The organism is Streptomyces sp. NPDC017936, assembly GCF_044328485.1.
Classification (GTDB): domain Bacteria; phylum Actinomycetota; class Actinomycetes; order Streptomycetales; family Streptomycetaceae; genus Streptomyces.
This window is the reverse complement of sequence record NZ_JBIRHK010000003.1, coordinates 411,739-428,100: the sequence shown is the minus strand read 5'-3', so window position 1 is coordinate 428,100 and position 16,362 is coordinate 411,739. Positions and strand designations below refer to the sequence as shown.

11 protein-coding genes are annotated in these 16,362 nt (G+C 74.3%); 1 reads left to right on the top strand and 10 read right to left on the bottom strand.

Going from position 1 to position 16,362, the window contains the following annotated elements; all coding sequences use genetic code 11:
* Positions 1 to 48: 48 nt before the first annotated feature.
* The 4 genes from hemW to lepA form a co-directional block, all read right to left on the bottom strand.
* Positions 49 to 1,281: a radical SAM family heme chaperone HemW gene (gene hemW, locus ACH4F6_RS08450; RefSeq protein ID WP_397959129.1), complete on the bottom strand. Its 1,233-nt coding sequence runs from the start codon at positions 1,279 to 1,281 to the stop codon at positions 49 to 51.
* A gap of 91 nt (positions 1,282 to 1,372) precedes the next feature.
* Entirely contained in the window at positions 1,373 to 3,304 is a 1,932-nt protein-coding gene (locus ACH4F6_RS08445) for a SpoIIE family protein phosphatase (protein ID WP_397959128.1), read from the bottom strand.
* Between the two features lie 717 nt (positions 3,305 to 4,021).
* Positions 4,022 to 5,905, bottom strand: coding sequence for an AMP-dependent synthetase/ligase (locus ACH4F6_RS08440; RefSeq protein WP_397959127.1), 1,884 nt, complete (start codon positions 5,903 to 5,905; stop codon positions 4,022 to 4,024).
* A 261-nt stretch (positions 5,906 to 6,166) separates the two neighbouring features.
* Positions 6,167 to 8,035: a translation elongation factor 4 gene (lepA, locus tag ACH4F6_RS08435; RefSeq protein ID WP_397959126.1), complete on the bottom strand. Its 1,869-nt coding sequence runs from the start codon at positions 8,033 to 8,035 to the stop codon at positions 6,167 to 6,169.
* A gap of 251 nt (positions 8,036 to 8,286) precedes the next feature.
* Here lepA and rpsT point away from each other — a divergent pair, with 251 nt between their 5' ends.
* Positions 8,287 to 8,553: a 30S ribosomal protein S20 gene (gene rpsT, locus ACH4F6_RS08430; protein WP_360340939.1), complete on the top strand. Its 267-nt coding sequence runs from the start codon at positions 8,287 to 8,289 to the stop codon at positions 8,551 to 8,553.
* 392 nt (positions 8,554 to 8,945) lie between these two features.
* Here the strand turns inward: rpsT and holA are convergent, their stop codons facing one another.
* The 6 genes from holA to ACH4F6_RS08400 form a co-directional block, all read right to left on the bottom strand.
* Positions 8,946 to 9,932, bottom strand: coding sequence for a DNA polymerase III subunit delta (gene holA, locus ACH4F6_RS08425; protein WP_397959125.1), 987 nt, complete (start codon positions 9,930 to 9,932; stop codon positions 8,946 to 8,948).
* 147 nt (positions 9,933 to 10,079) lie between these two features.
* The gene (locus ACH4F6_RS08420; RefSeq protein ID WP_397959124.1) at positions 10,080 to 10,325 is read right to left on the bottom strand and encodes a hypothetical protein; all 246 of its coding nucleotides are present in this window, start codon (positions 10,323 to 10,325) and stop codon (positions 10,080 to 10,082) included.
* Positions 10,326 to 10,347: 22 nt separating this feature from the next.
* Positions 10,348 to 11,295: an arylamine N-acetyltransferase gene (locus ACH4F6_RS08415; RefSeq protein WP_397959123.1), complete on the bottom strand. Its 948-nt coding sequence runs from the start codon at positions 11,293 to 11,295 to the stop codon at positions 10,348 to 10,350.
* Between the two features lie 4 nt (positions 11,296 to 11,299).
* Positions 11,300 to 13,867 (bottom strand): ComEC/Rec2 family competence protein, encoded by a 2,568-nt coding sequence (locus ACH4F6_RS08410; protein WP_397959122.1) that lies wholly within the window; start codon positions 13,865 to 13,867, stop codon positions 11,300 to 11,302.
* 146 nt (positions 13,868 to 14,013) lie between these two features.
* Positions 14,014 to 15,258 carry a helix-hairpin-helix domain-containing protein gene (locus tag ACH4F6_RS08405; protein WP_397959121.1) on the bottom strand — a complete coding sequence of 415 codons (1,245 nt, stop codon included), beginning with the start codon at positions 15,256 to 15,258 and terminating at the stop codon, positions 14,014 to 14,016.
* Between the two features lie 209 nt (positions 15,259 to 15,467).
* Positions 15,468 to 16,313, bottom strand: a complete 846-nt coding sequence (locus ACH4F6_RS08400) for a DegV family protein (RefSeq protein ID WP_397959120.1) — start codon at positions 16,311 to 16,313, stop codon at positions 15,468 to 15,470.
* Positions 16,314 to 16,362: the final 49 nt, after the last annotated feature.

The window sequence follows — 16,362 nt, the reverse complement described above, 5'->3', positions numbered from 1 at the left end:
GGTTAGGGACCGAACCCCCGTTCCGCAGGGATTCACCTTCCAGGGTGATCAGTCCACCAGGTCCCGCACCACCGCGTCCGCGAGCAGCCGTCCCCGCAGGGTCAGCACCGCGCTCCCCTCCCGGTAGGGCCCCTCCTGCAGCAGGCCCTCCGCCAGCGCCCGGCGGGACGCCCCGAGCCCCTCCTCCCGCAGCAGCGACAGCGGCACGCCCTCGCGCAGCCGCAGCTCCAGCAGGATGCGCTCGACCCGCCGGTCCTCGTCCGACAGCAGCTCCCGCCCGGCGCCCGGCGACCGTCCGCCCGCCAGCGCCGCCGCGTACGCGCCCGGATGCTTCACGTTCCACCAGCGCACGCCGCCGACGTGGCTGTGCGCGCCGGGGCCAGCGCCCCACCAGTCGGCGCCCCGCCAGTACAGCTCGTTGTGCAGACAGCGGCCCGCGTCCGAGGTGGCCCAGTTGGACACCTCGTACCAGTCGTAGCCCGCGGCCGACAGGGTCTCCTCGGCGATCAGGTAGCGGTCGGCGTGGACGTCGTCGTCGGTCATCGGGACCTCGCCGCGGCGGATGCGGCGGGCCAGCTGCGTGCCCTCCTCGACGATCAGCGCGTACGCGCTGACGTGGTCGGGTCCGGCGCCCAGGGCCGCGTCCAGCGACGCCCGCCAGTCGTCGTCCGACTCGCCCGGGGTGCCGTAGATCAGGTCGAGGTTGACGTGTTCGAAGCCGGCCGCGCGGGCCTCCGCGACGCAGGCCTCCGGGCGGCCGGGGGTGTGCGTGCGGTCCAAGATCCTCAGGACGTGCTGCTTCGCGCTCTGCATGCCGAAGGAGATCCGGTTGAAGCCGCCCGCGCGGAGGGTGGCCAGGTACGCGGGGTCGACCGACTCCGGGTTCGCCTCCGTCGTGACCTCCGCGTCCGCCGCGAGCCCGAACTCGTCGCGGATCGCGCCCAGCATCCGCACGAGGTCGCCGGCCGCCAGCAGGGTCGGGGTGCCGCCGCCGACGAAGACGGTGCGGACCTCGCGCGGGTCGTCGCCGAGGACCTTGCGGGCGAGGCGGATCTCGTCGATCAGGGTGTCGGCGTAGTTGTCGCGGGAGGCGAGGACCCCGCCCGTGCCGCGCAGCTCGGTGGCGGTGTAGGTGTTGAAGTCGCAGTAGCCGCAGCGGGTCGCGCAGTACGGGACGTGCAGGTAGAACCCGAGGGGTCGGTCGGCGGCCCCGGCGAGCGCGGACGCGGGCAGCGCGCCGTCGGCGGGGACGGGCTCGCCGTCGGGGAGTGCGGAAGGCATGTCTCCCATTGTCCCGTACGTCCGCCCGGACCCCGGACGGTCCGGGCGGACGACGGGGGCGGGGCGGGCCCCCGGGCGGTCCGGCCCGGTCCTACTCCGCCTGCAGCACCAGCAGCGCCAGGTCGTCCTCCGGCGGCTGGCCGCCGAACTCGTGGACCAGCCGGCGGATGCGGTCGGCGATCAGGTCCGCGTCCAGCCCGGCGCAGCCGGACAGGGCGGCGGCGAGCCCGTCGCCGTCGTCGAACTGGCGGGAGCCCGAGCGCCGTTCCGTGACGCCGTCGGTGACGCACAGGAGGCTGTCGCCGGGGCGCAGGACCAGGGTCTCGCTGGTGTAGGTGGCGTCCTCGATCACCCCGAGGAGGGTCTGCGGCTGCGCCGCCGTGATCACGCTGCCGTCGGGGCCGAGCAGCAGCGGCAGGGGGTGACCGGCGGAGGCGAGGGTGCAGCGGACTCCGCCCTCGAAGGGCGCCAGCTCGCCGTAGAGGAGGGACAGGAACCGGGTCTGCGGGCCGTCGCCGGGCCCCGCGGGTCCGACGAACGCGCGGGCGGCGGCGTCGGCGGCCTCGGTGGCGTCGTCGAGGAGCAGCTGGTTGAGGCGGTCGAGGACGTCGGCGACGCCGTAGCCCTCGCGGGCCAGCAGCCGCAGCCAGGGGCGGGCCAGGCCGATGACGACGGCCGCCTCGGGGCCCTTGCCCTGCACGTCGCCCACCGCGAAGCACCAGCGGCCGTCGCCCGCCGGGAACAGGTCGTAGAAGTCGCCGCTCGGCCCGCCCTGCTCGCGCGGCTCGTGGACGAGCGCGCTGCGCACGCCGGGGATCTCCGCGACCGCGCCGGGCAGCAGGCCCCGCTGGAGGACGGCGCTGATGGTGACCTGGCGGGCGTACTGGCGGGCCGCGCCGATGGCGAGCGCCACCCGGCGGCCGAGGTCCTCGACGAGCCCGGTGACCTCGTCGGGGAAGCGCAGCAGCCCGGCCCGTCCGATGACGAGCGTGCCGAGCGGGCGGCCGCCGGCGATCAGACGGTAGGCGAGGGCGACGCCGTGCGTGCCGAGCACGGTGGCCGGCCACGGGTGGGCGGCGGGCCCGGAGCGCAGGCCGTCGGGCGGGACCGGCGGGTCCTTCTCGAGGGCGCGGCGCAGCTCCTCGACGTGGTTCTCGCTGATGTGCCAGACCCGGGCCAGCTGCGGCCCGGGCCCGCCCGCGTCCCAGCCTCCCGCGCTCCCGGCCCCGCCCGGGCGCGGGGAGTCCCAGCGTCCGCTGAGCTCGTCCTCCAGCCACACCGCGCACCAGTCGGCCAGGCGCGGGACGATCAGCTGGCCGGTGAGCGCGGCCACCAGGTCCTCGTCGAGCTGCCCGGCGAGCAGGTCGGAGGCCTCCGCGAGGAAGGAGAGGGCGCCGCGGCCCAGCCAGTCGCGGTCGCGGGCGGAGGGGTGCGGGTCGGGCGCGAGGGCCTCGGCGAAGGAGAGGGAGGCGGCGGGAGGGCCGTCGCCCGCCGCGCCGGCCTGCGCGGTCCGCTCCTCGTGGGGCTCCCCGCCGGGCAGCAGCCGCGCCCACACCGTCTTCGCGCTCCTGTGGTACGTCACCCCCCAGGCGTCGGCCAGCGCGGCGACCAGGCGCAGGCCCCGGCCGTACTCGGGGGTCTCGTACACGGCGTCGGGCATGCCGTCGCGGGGCGCGCGGGAGGGGTGCCGGTCGGTGACCTCGACGACGACCGCGCGGTGCTCGGGCTCGGCCGGGTGCTCCAGCCGCAGGACCACGTCGACGTCGGTGCCGGCGTGCACGACGGCGTTGGTGACCAGTTCGCTGACGACGAGTGTCGCGCCCTCGCCGAGCTCCTCGGCCGCGGGGCCGGTGAGGCCGAGGCCGGCCCACTCGGTCAGCGCGGCGCGGACGAGGTCGCGGGCGGCGCCGGGGGCGAGGGAGCTGCCGGTCAGGGTCGTGCGCGTCTGCGGGTGTCCGTCGGCGGGCGCGGGCGCGCCGCCGGCTCGGGACGCGGTCTCCCGTTGCGTCGGAATGGCCCCCATGGACAGCTCCCCGGACGGTCGGACGATCGGGTCTCGGTGTCGTCTCGGTCCGGCTCGGTTCCGGCCTTCTTCCGGCCTCGGTCCCCGGACGCCTGCGCCGCACACGACGCCGCCAGAGTGACAGACCGGACCCGCTCGTGCGCACCGAGTTACCGAAGTGGGCCGTCAGGAGGGGAACAGCGCCTCGCGGGTGCGCGAAGACGGACGAATTGCGACCGAGATGACCGGGAACGGACCGCCGGCGATCGCCGGCCGGGGAATCGCCGTATCCGGCGTGCGAGGCCGACACGGACCGAGCGGCACGCGCGTACCGGGCCGGCGGGTACCGGCAGGCCGGCCGCACAGGCACGCCGACGTACGGGCACGCGCGGACCGGCAGACTGGCCGTACGCGCGTACCGGGCCGGCGGGTACCGGCAGGCCGGCCGGGCACGCCGGCGTACGGGCACGCGCCTACCGGCCGCGGGCGTACCGGCACGCGGGCACCGGCACGCGGAGGCGGCACGGCACCGGCGTGCGGAGGCCGCACGGGACCGGCGCGGCAGGGGGCCGGCGCGGGGTCGTCGTCACGGCACCCGGGGCCGGCGCGGAGCCCCGGCGGCGCACGGCTCCGCCGTGACGTCGCGGCCGGCCGTGACGCGCCCGCGGTCGCCGCCGGCCCCGCCCCTTCCGCCGCCGGGCGCGTGCTGCGCGCCGCGTCCCGGCCGCGGCTCCCGCGTCACGCCTCCCGCGCCCCCGCGTACATCTCGTCGATCAGGTGCTTGTACTCCCGCTCCACCACCGGCCGCTTCAGCTTCAGGCTCGGCGTGATCTCGCCGTGCTCCACGTCGAGGTCGCGCGGCAGCAGCCGGAACTTCTTGATCGTCTGCCACTTCTGCAGGCCCTGGTTGAGCTGCTTGACGTACCCGTCGACGAGGTCGACCGTCGCCTGCGCGGCCACGACCTCCGCGTACGGCTTGCCGCCCAGCCCGTTCTCCTCGGCCCATCCCAGGATGGACGCCTCGTCGAGGGCGATCAGCGCCGTGCAGTAGTTGCGGTCGGCTCCGTGCACGAGGATGTTCGACACGTACGGGCACACGGCCTTGAACTGCCCCTCGACCTCGGCGGGCGCGATGTACTTGCCGCCGGACGTCTTGATGAGGTCCTTCTTGCGGTCGGTGATCCGCAGGTAGCCGTCGGCCGACAGCTCGCCGATGTCCCCGGTGTGGAACCAGCCGTCCGCCTCCAGCACCTCGGCCGTCTTCTCGGGCAGCCTGTGGTAGCCCTCCATGATGCCGGGGCCGCGCAGCAGGACCTCGCCGTCGTCGGCGATCCGCACCTCCGTGCCGGGCAGCGGCTTGCCGACCGTGCCGGTGCGGTAGGCCTCGCCGGGGTTCACGAAGGAGGCGGCGGAGGACTCGGTGAGGCCGTAGCCCTCCAGGATGTGGATGCCGGCGCCGGAGAAGAAGTACCCGATCTCCGGCGCGAGGGCCGCGCTGCCGGAGACGCAGGCCCGCAGGTTGCCGCCGAACGCCTCACGGATCTTCGCGTACACGAGCGCGTCGGCGACCCTGTGCTTCGCGCCGAGCCCGAACGGCACGGAGGCCGTCCCGGTCCGCCGGAAGTTGTCCTGGGCGGCCTTGGCGTACTCGCGGGAGACCTCCGCGGCCCACTGGAAGATCTTGTACTTGGCGCCGCCGCCCGCCCGGGCCTTGGCGGCGACCCCGTTGTAGACCTTCTCGAAGATGCGCGGCACGGCCGCCATGTACGTCGGCCGCACGACCGGCAGGTTCTCGATGATCTTGTCGACGCGGCCGTCGACGGCGGTGACGTGCCCGGCCTCGATCTGGCCGGAGGTGAGCACCTTGCCGAAGACGTGCGCGAGCGGCAGCCAGAGGTACTGCACGTCGTCACGGGTGACCAGCCCGGTCGCGGCGATGGCCTTCGCCATGTACGACCAGTTGTCGTGCGGCAGACGCACGCCCTTGGGGCGGCCGGTGGTGCCCGAGGTGTAGATGAGGGTGGCGAGCTGGTCCTTGGTGATCGCGCCGACCCGCTCCGTGATGAGCTGCGGCTCCCGCTCCAGGCGGGCGGCCCCGCGCTTCTCCAGTTCGTCGAGGGTGAGGACCCAGTCGGTGTCCTCCACGCTCTCCAGACCCGCCGGGTCCACCACGACGACGCGGGTCAGGTCGGGCAGCTCGGCCCGCTTCTCGACCGCCTTGGCGAGCTGCGCCGCGTCCTCGGCGATCAGCACCCGGCTCTCGGAGTCGGACAGGATGTACGCCGACTCGTCGGCGTTGGTCTGCGGGTAGACCGTGGTGGTGGCCGCTCCGGCGCACATGATGCCGAGGTCGGCGAGGATCCACTCGATCCGGGTGGAGGAGGCGAGCGCCACACGCTGTTCGGGCTGCACGCCCAGCTCGATCAGACCGGCCGCGATGGCGAAGACCCGCTCGGCGGCCTGCGCCCAGCTCAGCGACTTCCAGTCGTCCGGCCCCTCGCCGGACGCGGCCGGCACGGGATAGCGGTACGCCTCCGCGTCCGGTGTGGCCGCGACGCGTTCCAGGAAGAGGCCCGCGACGGAGGGCGGACGGTTCTCGATCAGTGTCTGTGTGTCGCTCACGACATCCTCCGGGGCCCGCGACGATGCGGCTTGCTCACTAGCGGCTGGGCTTGCTCACGGGCAGTGGTTCGGCCTGTTGTTTAACTCGCGAGTAACTATCGAGCGAGATCAGACTAGAGCGCGACCGCCCGTCGCGTAAGACTCCGCGGCCTGTCACTTCCTACAGAGCGCGACCGCCCGCACGCGAAGGGACCCGCCGCGCTTTCGCACGACGGGCCCCGATCCGCCCGCTTTGGCGGCGTACCCCCGGGTAACCGCTGGTTACTTCTTGCCCTTGCCCGACCCCGCGCTGTCATCGCTGGAGAGGACGGCGATGAAGGCCTCCTGGGGAACCTCCACGGAACCCACCATCTTCATCCGCTTCTTGCCTTCCTTCTGCTTCTCCAGCAGCTTGCGCTTGCGGGAGATGTCGCCGCCGTAACACTTGGCGAGGACGTCCTTGCGGATGGCGCGGATGGTCTCGCGGGCGATGACCCGCGAACCGATGGCGGCCTGCACCGGCACCTCGAAGGCCTGCCGCGGGATCAGCTCCTTGAGCTTGGCGACGAGCCGCACGCCGTACGCGTACGCCTGGTCCCTGTGGGTGATCGCGGAGAACGCGTCCACCTTGTCGCCGTGCAGCAGGATGTCGACCTTCACCAGGCTCGACGTCTGCTCGCCGGTGGGCTCGTAGTCCAGCGAGGCGTAGCCGCGGGTCTTGGACTTCAGCTGGTCGAAGAAGTCGAAGACGATCTCCGCGAGCGGCAGCGTGTAGCGGATCTCGACCCGGTCCTCGGAGAGGTAGTCCATGCCGAGCAGGGTGCCGCGCCGGGTCTGGCACAGCTCCATGATCGAGCCGATGAACTCGGTCGGCGCCAGGATGGTGGCGCGCACGACCGGCTCGTACACCTCGTTGATCTTGCCCTCGGGGAACTCGCTCGGGTTGGTGACCGTGTGCTCGCTGCCGTCCTCCATGACCACGCGGTAGACCACGTTGGGGGCGGTGGCGATCAGGTCGAGGCCGAACTCGCGCTCGAGCCGCTCCCGGATCACGTCCAGGTGCAGCAGACCGAGGAAGCCGACGCGGAAACCGAAGCCGAGGGCGGCGGAGGTCTCCGGCTCGTAGACCAGCGCGGCGTCGTTGAGCTGGAGCTTGTCCAGGGCCTCGCGCAGCTCCGGGTAGTCCGAGCCGTCCAGCGGGTACAGGCCCGAGAAGACCATGGGCTTGGGGTCCTTGTAGCCGCCGAGCGCCTCCGTGGCGCCCTTGGCCTGGCTGGTGACGGTGTCACCGACCTTGGACTGGCGGACGTCCTTCACGCCGGTGATCAGGTAGCCCACCTCGCCGACGCCGAGGCCGTCGGCGCCGAGCATCTCGGGCGAGTTGGTGCCGATCTCCAGCAGCTCGTGCGTGGCGCCCGTCGACATCATCCTGATGCGCTCGCGCTTGTTGAGCTGCCCGTCGATGACACGGACGTACGTCACCACGCCCCGGTACGAGTCGTACACGGAGTCGAAGATCATCGCGCGGGCGGGCGCGTCGGCGACCCCGACCGGCGCCGGGATCTCCCGCACGACCTTGTCGAGCAGCGCGTCGACGCCGACACCGGTCTTGGCGGAGACCCGCAGCACGTCGTCCGGCTCGCACCCGACGAGGTTCGCCAGCTCCTCGGCGAACTTCTCCGGCTGCGCGGCCGGCAGGTCGATCTTGTTGAGCACGGGGATGATCGTGAGGTCGTTCTCCATCGCCAGGTAGAGGTTGGCGAGGGTCTGGGCCTCGATGCCCTGGGCGGCGTCGACGAGGAGGATGGTCCCCTCACAGGCGGCGAGCGACCGCGAGACCTCGTAGGTGAAGTCGACGTGCCCCGGGGTGTCGATCATGTTGAGGATGTGCGTGTTGCCCGGGTCCTGGGTGGGCGCCCAGGGCAGGCGCACGGCCTGGGACTTGATCGTGATGCCGCGCTCACGCTCGATGTCCATGCGGTCGAGGTACTGAGCACGCATCTGCCGCTGCTCGACCACGCCGGTCAGCTGGAGCATCCGGTCGGCGAGCGTGGACTTGCCGTGGTCGATGTGCGCGATGATGCAGAAATTGCGGATCAGAGCCGGGTCGGTACGGCTCGGCTCGGGCACATTGTTAGGGGTCGCGGGCACGCAGGGTCCTGTCTCTTGAGGCGCCTTATGCCTCGGGTCGGATCGATACGTAGGTTCCATGGTCCCACGCGCGGCGACCGGAAGCCGGTTTGGGCCGCTCTCCGGGCCGCTGGTACTGTGGATGGCTGTGTCTCATGCCCTCTCAGCGCGAGGCACGTCATCAAGAAATCACCTGGCCCGGGATCCCGGCCTCCTTGCCTTCCCGCTCGGAGCGCTCATGACCCCGTGCCTGAACCTGAAAAGGCTCATTCGTGGCGAACATCAAGTCCCAGATCAAGCGGATCAAGACCAACGAGAAGGCTCGGCTGCGCAACAAGGCCGTCAAGTCCTCCCTGAAGACCGCGATCCGCAAGGCCCGCGAGGCCGCTGCCGCGGGTGACGTCGAGAAGGCCACCGAGCTCCAGCGCGCTGCCGCGCGTCAGCTCGACAAGGCCGTCTCGAAGGGCGTCATCCACAAGAACCAGGCCGCCAACAAGAAGTCGGCGCTGGCTTCCAAGGTCGCGTCCCTCAAGGGCTGAACCTTTTCCTGATCTGACCGGATCCTCCGGGATCCGATGCGCCGGAAGGACCCAGGGCGGGCCCTCTCTCATCCGCCCCCGACCGGCACCGACGGGTCCGCGCGCGGCCTGCGTTCGCCACGCGGGCGCGGATCCAGCAGCGTGAACCGAAGGCCCCGGCCTCCCGCCCTTCCCCAGGGCGGCAGCCGGGGCCTTCGGCATGCGCACGGCTCTGACATGCGCACAGCTCTGCCATGCGCACGGCTCTGACATGCGCACGGCTCTGACATGCGCGCAGTCCTGGTCCCCTCCCTGGCCCGGCAACGGTCTCGCTCCTGGTCCGGCGAGGGACGGCGGACACGTCCCATCGCCCCCTTCGCCTCCCCCGGGCGGCTGCCGTCCTTGGGAGGTGACTACCGTCCTCGGGAGCGGGCCGCCCGCGCGATGACCACCACGGCCTTCTCCAGGGCGTACTCCGGGTCGTCCCCGCCGCCCTTCACCCCGGCGTCCGCCTCGGCCACCGCGCGCAGCGCCACCGCCACCCCGTCCGGGGTCCAGCCGCGCATCTGCTGCCGGACCCGGTCGATCTTCCACGGCGGCATGCCGAGCTCACGGGCGAGATCGGCCGGCCGGCCGCCGCGGGCGGACGACAGCTTCCCGATCGCCCGCACCCCCTGCGCCAGCGCACTGGTGATCATCACCGGCGCCACTCCCGTGGCGAGCGACCAGCGCAGCGCCTCCAGGGCCTCCGCGGTCCGGCCCTCGACGGCCCGGTCGGCGACGGTGAAGCTGGAGGCCTCCGCGCGGCCCGTGTAGTAGCGCCCGACCACCGCCTCGTCGATGGTCCCCTCGATGTCGGCGACCAGCTGGGAGACCGCCGAGGCCAGCTCCCGCAGATCGCTCCCGAGGGCGTCGACGAGCGCCTGGCAGGCCTCCGGCGTCGCGGACCGTCCGGCCACCCGGAACTCCTGCCGCACGAAGGCCAGCCGGTCCGCCGGCCTGGTCATCGCCGGACAGGCCACCTCCCGCGCCCCCGCCTTGCGCGCGGCGTCCAGCAGGCCCTTGCCCTTGGCCCCGCCCGCGTGCACCAGCACGAGCGTGATCTCCTCGGCGGGCGCCCCGAGGTACGCCTTCACGTCCTTGACCGTATCGGCGGACAGGTCCTGCGCGTTGCGCACGACCACGACCTTGCGCTCGGCGAAGAGCGAGGGGCTGGTCAGCTCGGCCAGCGTGCCGGGCTGCAACCGGTCCGGGGTCAGGTCACGCACGTCCGTGTCGGAGTCGGCGGCCCTCGCGGCGGCCACCACCTCCTGCACGGCGCGGTCGAGCAGCAGGTCCTCCTGCCCCACGGCGAGCGTCACCGGGGCGAGAGGGTCGTCATGGGCGGTCTTCTTGGCCATCCCCGACAGCATCCCACGGGCCGCTGACAACACGGCCCCCGCCATGACGTCCCAGGGGCGCGCGGGCCCGCGCGACCAGCCGCGATCTCCCGTCGGCCGGCGGGCGGTCCTCCGTCACCGCGGGTCCCCGGCAGAGCTCGCGGAAGCTCACGGCTCCTCCCGCCATCCCTCCCACTCCGCCGCGAACGCGTCCAGCTTCCCCGCGTCGAGCCGTCCCTCCTCGTCCCGCAGCACCACCAGCCACTGCGCGTCCTCCGCGTCGTCCTCGCCGGCCAGCGCGTCCCGGACCACCTGCGGCTCCTCCCGCACCCCGAACCGCTCCGCGAGCGCCTCGACGACCTCCTCGGCGGCGTCACGGTCGGGCAGCACCAGCACATGTCTCACATCGCTCACGCCGCCATTTTCCGGTACCCGCTCAGCCACCGGCCCCCAGGTCCAAAACAGCGCCCTCCGGCACGGGAACCGGCCCGGGGGCCCGAGCCGTGTCCGTCCCCCGCACCACCGGCACCCGCTCCAAGCCGATCCCGAACCGCTCCCGGTACACCGCCAGCACCTCCTCGTCCCCCGCCAACTCCCGCTCCTCGCTCCCTCCGTCGGCAGCCGTCTCCTTCAGCCGGCGCCCGCTGAGCGTGATCCTGCCCCCGTCCTCCGTGACCCGCGAGCACACCAGCGATCTCGTGAAGTGCGAGTCCGGCGAGGTCCGGTGCCACCACGCCCCGGCCAGGAAGTCGCCCAGCACCCGGGGCCGCACCTCCAACCGGTACTCGCGGACGCCGTCACGGATGACGTCCAGGTCGGGGGCCCCCGGTCCCCGGCCCGGTCCGGCGAGCCGGCCGGCCCCGCCCTTCACCCCGGCCGCGTCCGGCCCGGCCTCGACGATCCGGAACAGGCCGCCGGGGTCCTTCTGTTCGCCACGGTCCTCCCACCGGAGCGGGTAGTGGCTGTGCGCCCCGAACCCGACGTCGGCCAGCCACTCCCCGGCGTCCACCGTCCGCACCAGCAGCGCGAGATGGTCGTAGGGGATGCCGAGCCGCCCCTGCTGCCCGTACACCCGGGCGGCGAGCAGCGTCACGTCGAACCCCAGCGCCCGCAGCAGCGCCGCGAACGCCCCGTTCAGTTCGTAGCAGAATCCGCCCCTGCCCTCCTCGGCCACCTTCTCGACCAGCCGCCCCTCCTCCAGCACGATCTCCTCGCCGAGGTGGACCGACAGGTTCTCGAAGGGGACGGTCTGAAGGTGCCGCAGGTGCAGCTCCCGCAGCACGTCGACCGTGGGCCAGGCCGGACACGCGACACCGAGGCGGTGCAGATAGGCGTCCAGCAGACGGGGCTCGAGCGGCGAGGTGACGACCTGTGCGCAGTCCATGCCCTCAGTCTCCCGCCACCCGCAGCTCCGCGCCCGCACCGGTGACCGCCAGCGCCCCGTCCAGGTCGGTCCGCAGCACCACCGCGCCCATGGCCCGCAGCGCCGCCACCGTGCTCGGCGCGGGATGCCGGTACAGGTTGTGCTCACCGCACGAGATCAGCGCCAGCCGTGGCGCCACCGCGCGTATCAGACCGGGGTCCTGGTGGGCCGATCCGTGGTGGGCCACCTTGAGCACGTCCACCCCGCCCAGCAGCGCGGCCGCCGGTGACCTCGACAGCGCCCGCTGCGCCGGGGGTTCCAGGTCTCCCAGCAGCAGCATCCGCAGCCCGCCCGACCGCACCAGCAGCGTCACGCTCGCGTCGTTCGGCCCCTCCGGCTCGGGCGCCGAGAACCCCGGGGGCGCCGGAACGCCCGCGTCGCGCCGGGGACTCGGCGGCGGCCACAGCACCTGCCAGTCGAGCCCGCCGAGACGCCGGCGCTCCCCCGCCGCGGCCCGGGTGAGCGGGATCCCCCGGGCCCGGGCCTCCCTCCGCACGAACTCCGCCTGGTCCGCCGGTTCCTCGAACCCCGTCGTCTCGATCGCGCCCACCGCCCGCCCCCGCAGCACCCCGGGCAGTCCCGCGACGTGGTCCGCGTGGAAGTGGGTCAGCACGAGGAGCGGGACCCTGGTGATGCCGAGGGCGCGCAGGCACCGGTCGACCGCCGCCGGATCGGGTCCGGCGTCCACCACCACGCCGGTGCCCGCGCCGGCCGCGAGCACCGTCGCGTCGCCCTGCCCCACGTCGCACATCGCGAACCGCCAGCCGGGCGGCGGCCAGCCCGTGATCACCCGGGTCAGCGGCGGCGGCCGCACCACCGCGAGCAGGAACAGCGCCCCGCAGACCGCGCACAGCACCGGATGCCCCAGCAGCCGCCGCCCGAGCAGCAGCGCCCCTGCCGTCGCGAGGGCGAGCAGCGACGCCCCGGTCCAGCCGCCCGGCCAGTCCAGCCCCGCGCCGGGCAGCGCCGCCCCGGTCCGCGCCACCCCCGCGATCCATCCGGCGGGCCAGCTCGCGCACCACGCCAGCGCCTCCGCCACCGGCATCGCCACGGGCGCCGCCGCCAGCGCCGCGAAACCCAGCACCGTGGCCGGCGCCACCGCGAACTCCACGAGGAGGTTGCACGGCACCGCCACCAGGCTCACCCGTGCCGACAGCACCGCCACGACCGGTGCGCACAGGGCCTGCGCGGCCCCCGCGGCCGCCAACGCCTCGGCGAGCCGCGGCGGAACCCGGCGCCGTCGCAGCGCGGCGCTCCAGCGCGGCGCCAGCGTCAACAGCGCCCCCGTGGCCAGCACCGACAGCAGGAACCCGTGACTCCGGGCCAGCCAGGGGTCGTAGAGCACCAGCAGCAGGACCGCCGTCGCCAGCGCCGGGATCAGCGATCTGCGGCGGCCGGTCGCGAGGGCGAGCAGCACGACGGCTCCGCAGGCCGCCGCGCGCAGCACGCTCGGGTCGGGCCGGCACACCACGACGAATCCGAGCGTGAGCACTCCCCCGAGCAGCGCGGTCGTGCGCAGCGGGATGCCGAGCCGGGGCGCCAGTCCGCGACGCTCGGCCTGCTGGGCCAGGCCGGGCGGCCCGAGGAGCAGCGCGAGCATGATCGTGAGGTTGCTGCCGGACACGGCCAGGGTGTGGGCGAGGTCCGTCTCCTTGAAGGCCTCGTCCAGTTCGGGCGTGATCCGCGAGGTGTCCCCGACGACCAGGCCCGGCAGCAGCGCCCGCGCGTCGGCCGGGAGCCCGTCGGTGGCCGTCCGCAGCCCGGCCCGCAACCGGCCCGCGAACCGCTGCGCCGCGGACGGCTCGCGCACGACCTCCGGCCCGGCCCGGTCCCGTACGCGCAGCACGGCCGCGATCCGGTCCCCGCGGGTCAGCGCGGGGGCCAGCCGCCCGCTGACCCGCACCCGCGTGGACGGCAGCAGCCCGAGCCACGCCGCCCGTGTCGCCGCAGGGCGAGCCGTGCCCCGGTCGCCGCCTCCCCGGTCCCCTCCCCCGTCGACGTCCACGACCACCAGCACCGGCGTCCGCGTCGCCACCACCGCCCCGGTCCGTGCCTCGACTCGGCGCACCCGGGCGTCGATCAGCACGGAGTCCGGGACCGTCCGGTTCCCCCGCACCCGTGGCCGGGCGAGCCGCGGATCGGAGGTGAGCTCCACCTCGGCGGTGACACGGGCGTCCTCCTTCGCCAGCCTCGGCACGGGTCCTCGGCGCAGGTCGGCGCCGTGCAGTCCGGCCGAGGCGGCGGCCGCCCCCGCACAGAGCAGCACCGCCGCGACGGTCGCCCTCGGCCACCCGCCCCGTGCTCCGGGCCGTCGGCCGCCCCGCACCCGCCTCCCGTACCGCTCCGCTCCCAGAAGCACCCCCGCCACGAGCACGCAGCCGAGCGCGAGGCCGCCCACCACCGCCGGTGAACCGTCCAGGGCCGACGCCGCCGTCGCCCAGGCCGCGAGCGCGGGAGGCACGAGCCGCAGATCCACCGGTCCTTCCTGACGCGGGTGAGCGGACCCCAGCCGTTTCCCCGAAGCGAGGTGCACGGCCCGGCGGGAGCGGAGGCCGTGGCCGGCGGTACCGGCGGGAACGGTATCGGCGTCGTCCGGACCGCCTGTGGTCCCCGCTCCCCCGTCCCGTGCGCGCGTCTCACCGGAACCCGCCCGCACCGGCGAGGCGTTGCCGTCGTCCCTCATGGCCGCACCAGGTTCCGCAGATCGGCGAAGCGCCGCTCGCCGATGCCGTTCACCTCGCGCAGTTCGTCCACCGAGCGGAAACCGCCCTGCCGCGTCCGGTAGTCGAGGATGTGCTGCGCCAGCACGGGCCCCACGCCCGGAAGCGCGTCGAGTTGCTCCACGGTGGCGGTGCTGAGGGAGACCGGGCCCGCCGGCGCCCCGGCCGCCGGACCGCCCGCGGACCGCCCCGTCCCGGTCCCCGGCCCCGCGGCTCCGCCGGCCGCCGGCCCTCCGACGACGACCTGCTCACCGTCCACGAGGAACCGGGCCCGGTTGAGGCCGTCGGTGTTCGTCCCCGGCCGCACCCCACCGGCCGCGCTCAGTGCGTCGACCACGCGGGAGCCGGCGGGAAGCCGGTGGATGCCGGGATTGCGCACCTTGCCGCTGACGTCCACCACGATCTCGGGTGCGGCCGTGCCCGCGCCGCCCACCGGCCCGGGCGAACCGGTGGGCCCGGCCGGCGCCGTCCGTTCCTCCGCCTCGTAGGGGGCCGCCGCCCGCACCACTTGCGGTGCCCGCACGGACTGGGCCCGGCCGGACCAGAAGTGCTGCACGGCGAGGGCCGCCACGGCCACCACCAGCACGGCCAGCGCCAGCGCGGTCCTGCGCTCCAGCCCGCAACGCGCCTGCACCCACACGGGCATCCGCTCCCGCAGAGCGAGCCCGGCCCGCCGCCACCGCTCCTCCACCCCGCGAGCGGCCCGCGCATCCCCCTCGTCCTCCCCGGCGCCGAGCGACCCGGCGAAACCGGCCGCCGGCTCGCCGGCCCCGGCGGAAACCGCCCCACCGCCACCGACGGCAGCCGGCCCGCCCCCTCCGGCGGCGACCGCCCGCCCGCCGTCCCCGACGGTGACCGACGCGCCCCTGCCGTGTCCGGCGGCCGGCTCACGCCTCCCGGCGAGCTCCGCACCGCTCACGGGCCGCGGCGCGCGCCTCCCGGAGTTCCGGAACCCGGCCTCGTCTCCGACATCGTCATCCCGCGTCGGCGGACCCGCCCCCGTTCCCCTCGCATGCCCTCGCCGTCCGACCCGGTCACCGAACAACTCCTCCGCCCGGCGGCGCAGTTCCTCCGCCGAGGCCTGACGGTTCCTCAGCCGGCTGTGGGCGGGTGACCGCCGGTGCCGGAGCCGGCCGTCGGAGCCGGGGTCCCGGCCGGGTCCACTGGTCGCGTTCGTCGTACGTGAGCGTGATCGAAGTGCCATGCGACGAGGATCGACGACTTCACCGAACCGCGATGATCTTGCTCGTTCTCCGGGGACGACGGCCCGCTTGTGGACAACTCCGTCACCCGCGCGAGTGACGGATCCCCGAGCGCCTCAGGCGCTCCCCGCGAACCTGCGGACGTCCGGGACGCTCACCACGGCTCGGACGCGCACGGCACCCACCACGGCTCCTCGGACGCGCGCGGCGCTCACCGCGTCGAGACCACGGCCCCCAACAGCCCGGGCCCGGTGTGCGCCCCGATCACCGCGCCCACCTCACTCACATGGAGTTCGCCGAGGTCCAGTACCCGGTCGCGCAGCCGCTCCGCGAGGGCCGACGCCCGATCCGGCGCGGCGAGATGGTGGACGGCGATGTCGACCGGCGCGTTGCCGGCCCGGCCGGCGACCAGCTCCTCGAGGCGGGCGATCGCCTTCGACGCCGTCCGCACCTTCTCCAGGGGCTCGATGCGCCCCCCGTCGAGCTGGAGCAGCGGCTTGACCGCGAGCGCCGACCCGAACAGGGCCTGCGCGGCGCCGATGCGGCCGCCGCGGCGCAGGTAGTCGAGGGTGTCGACGTAGAAGAAGGCGGACGTGCCGAAGGCACGCTTCTCCGCGGCCGCGACCGCCTCGTCCACCGTGCCGCCCGTCTCCGCGGCCCGGGCCGCCGCGAGCGCGCAGAAGCCGAGGGCCATCGCGACCATGCCGGTGTCCACCACCCGAACGGGCACCGGCGCCTCACGCGCCGCGACGACCGCCGCGTCGTAGGTGCCCGACAACTCGGCGGACAGATGGAGGGAGACGATGCCGGTGGCTCCGGACCCGGCGATCTTGCGGTAGGTCTCCGCGAAGAGCTGGGGGCTGGGGCGTGAGGTGGTGACGGAGCGTCGTTTCTGCAGCGCCTGCGCGAGGGCACGGGTCGAGATCTCCGTGCCCTCCTCCAGTGCCTGGTCGCCGAGGACGACGGTCAGGGGCACCGCGGTGATGCCGTGGCGCTCCATCGTCCGCTGCGGCAGGTAGGCCGTTGAATCCGTGACGATCGCGACATGGCGGGACATGAGCTGGAGGTTACCTGGCGTAGCGCCCGCGCGGCAGTCCGGCCCCTGC

Coding starts and splice junctions, on each gene's coding strand:
- hemW (WP_397959129.1), bottom strand. CDS start 1,281: ATGCCTTCCGCACTCCCCGACGGCGAGCCCGTCCCCGCCGACGGCGCG.
- ACH4F6_RS08445 (WP_397959128.1), bottom strand. CDS start 3,304: ATGGGGGCCATTCCGACGCAACGGGAGACCGCGTCCCGAGCCGGCGGC.
- holA (WP_397959125.1), bottom strand. CDS start 9,932: ATGGCCAAGAAGACCGCCCATGACGACCCTCTCGCCCCGGTGACGCTC.
- ACH4F6_RS08415 (WP_397959123.1), bottom strand. CDS start 11,295: ATGGACTGCGCACAGGTCGTCACCTCGCCGCTCGAGCCCCGTCTGCTG.
- ACH4F6_RS08405 (WP_397959121.1), bottom strand. CDS start 15,258: ATGGCACTTCGATCACGCTCACGTACGACGAACGCGACCAGTGGACCC.
- ACH4F6_RS08400 (WP_397959120.1), bottom strand. CDS start 16,313: ATGTCCCGCCATGTCGCGATCGTCACGGATTCAACGGCCTACCTGCCG.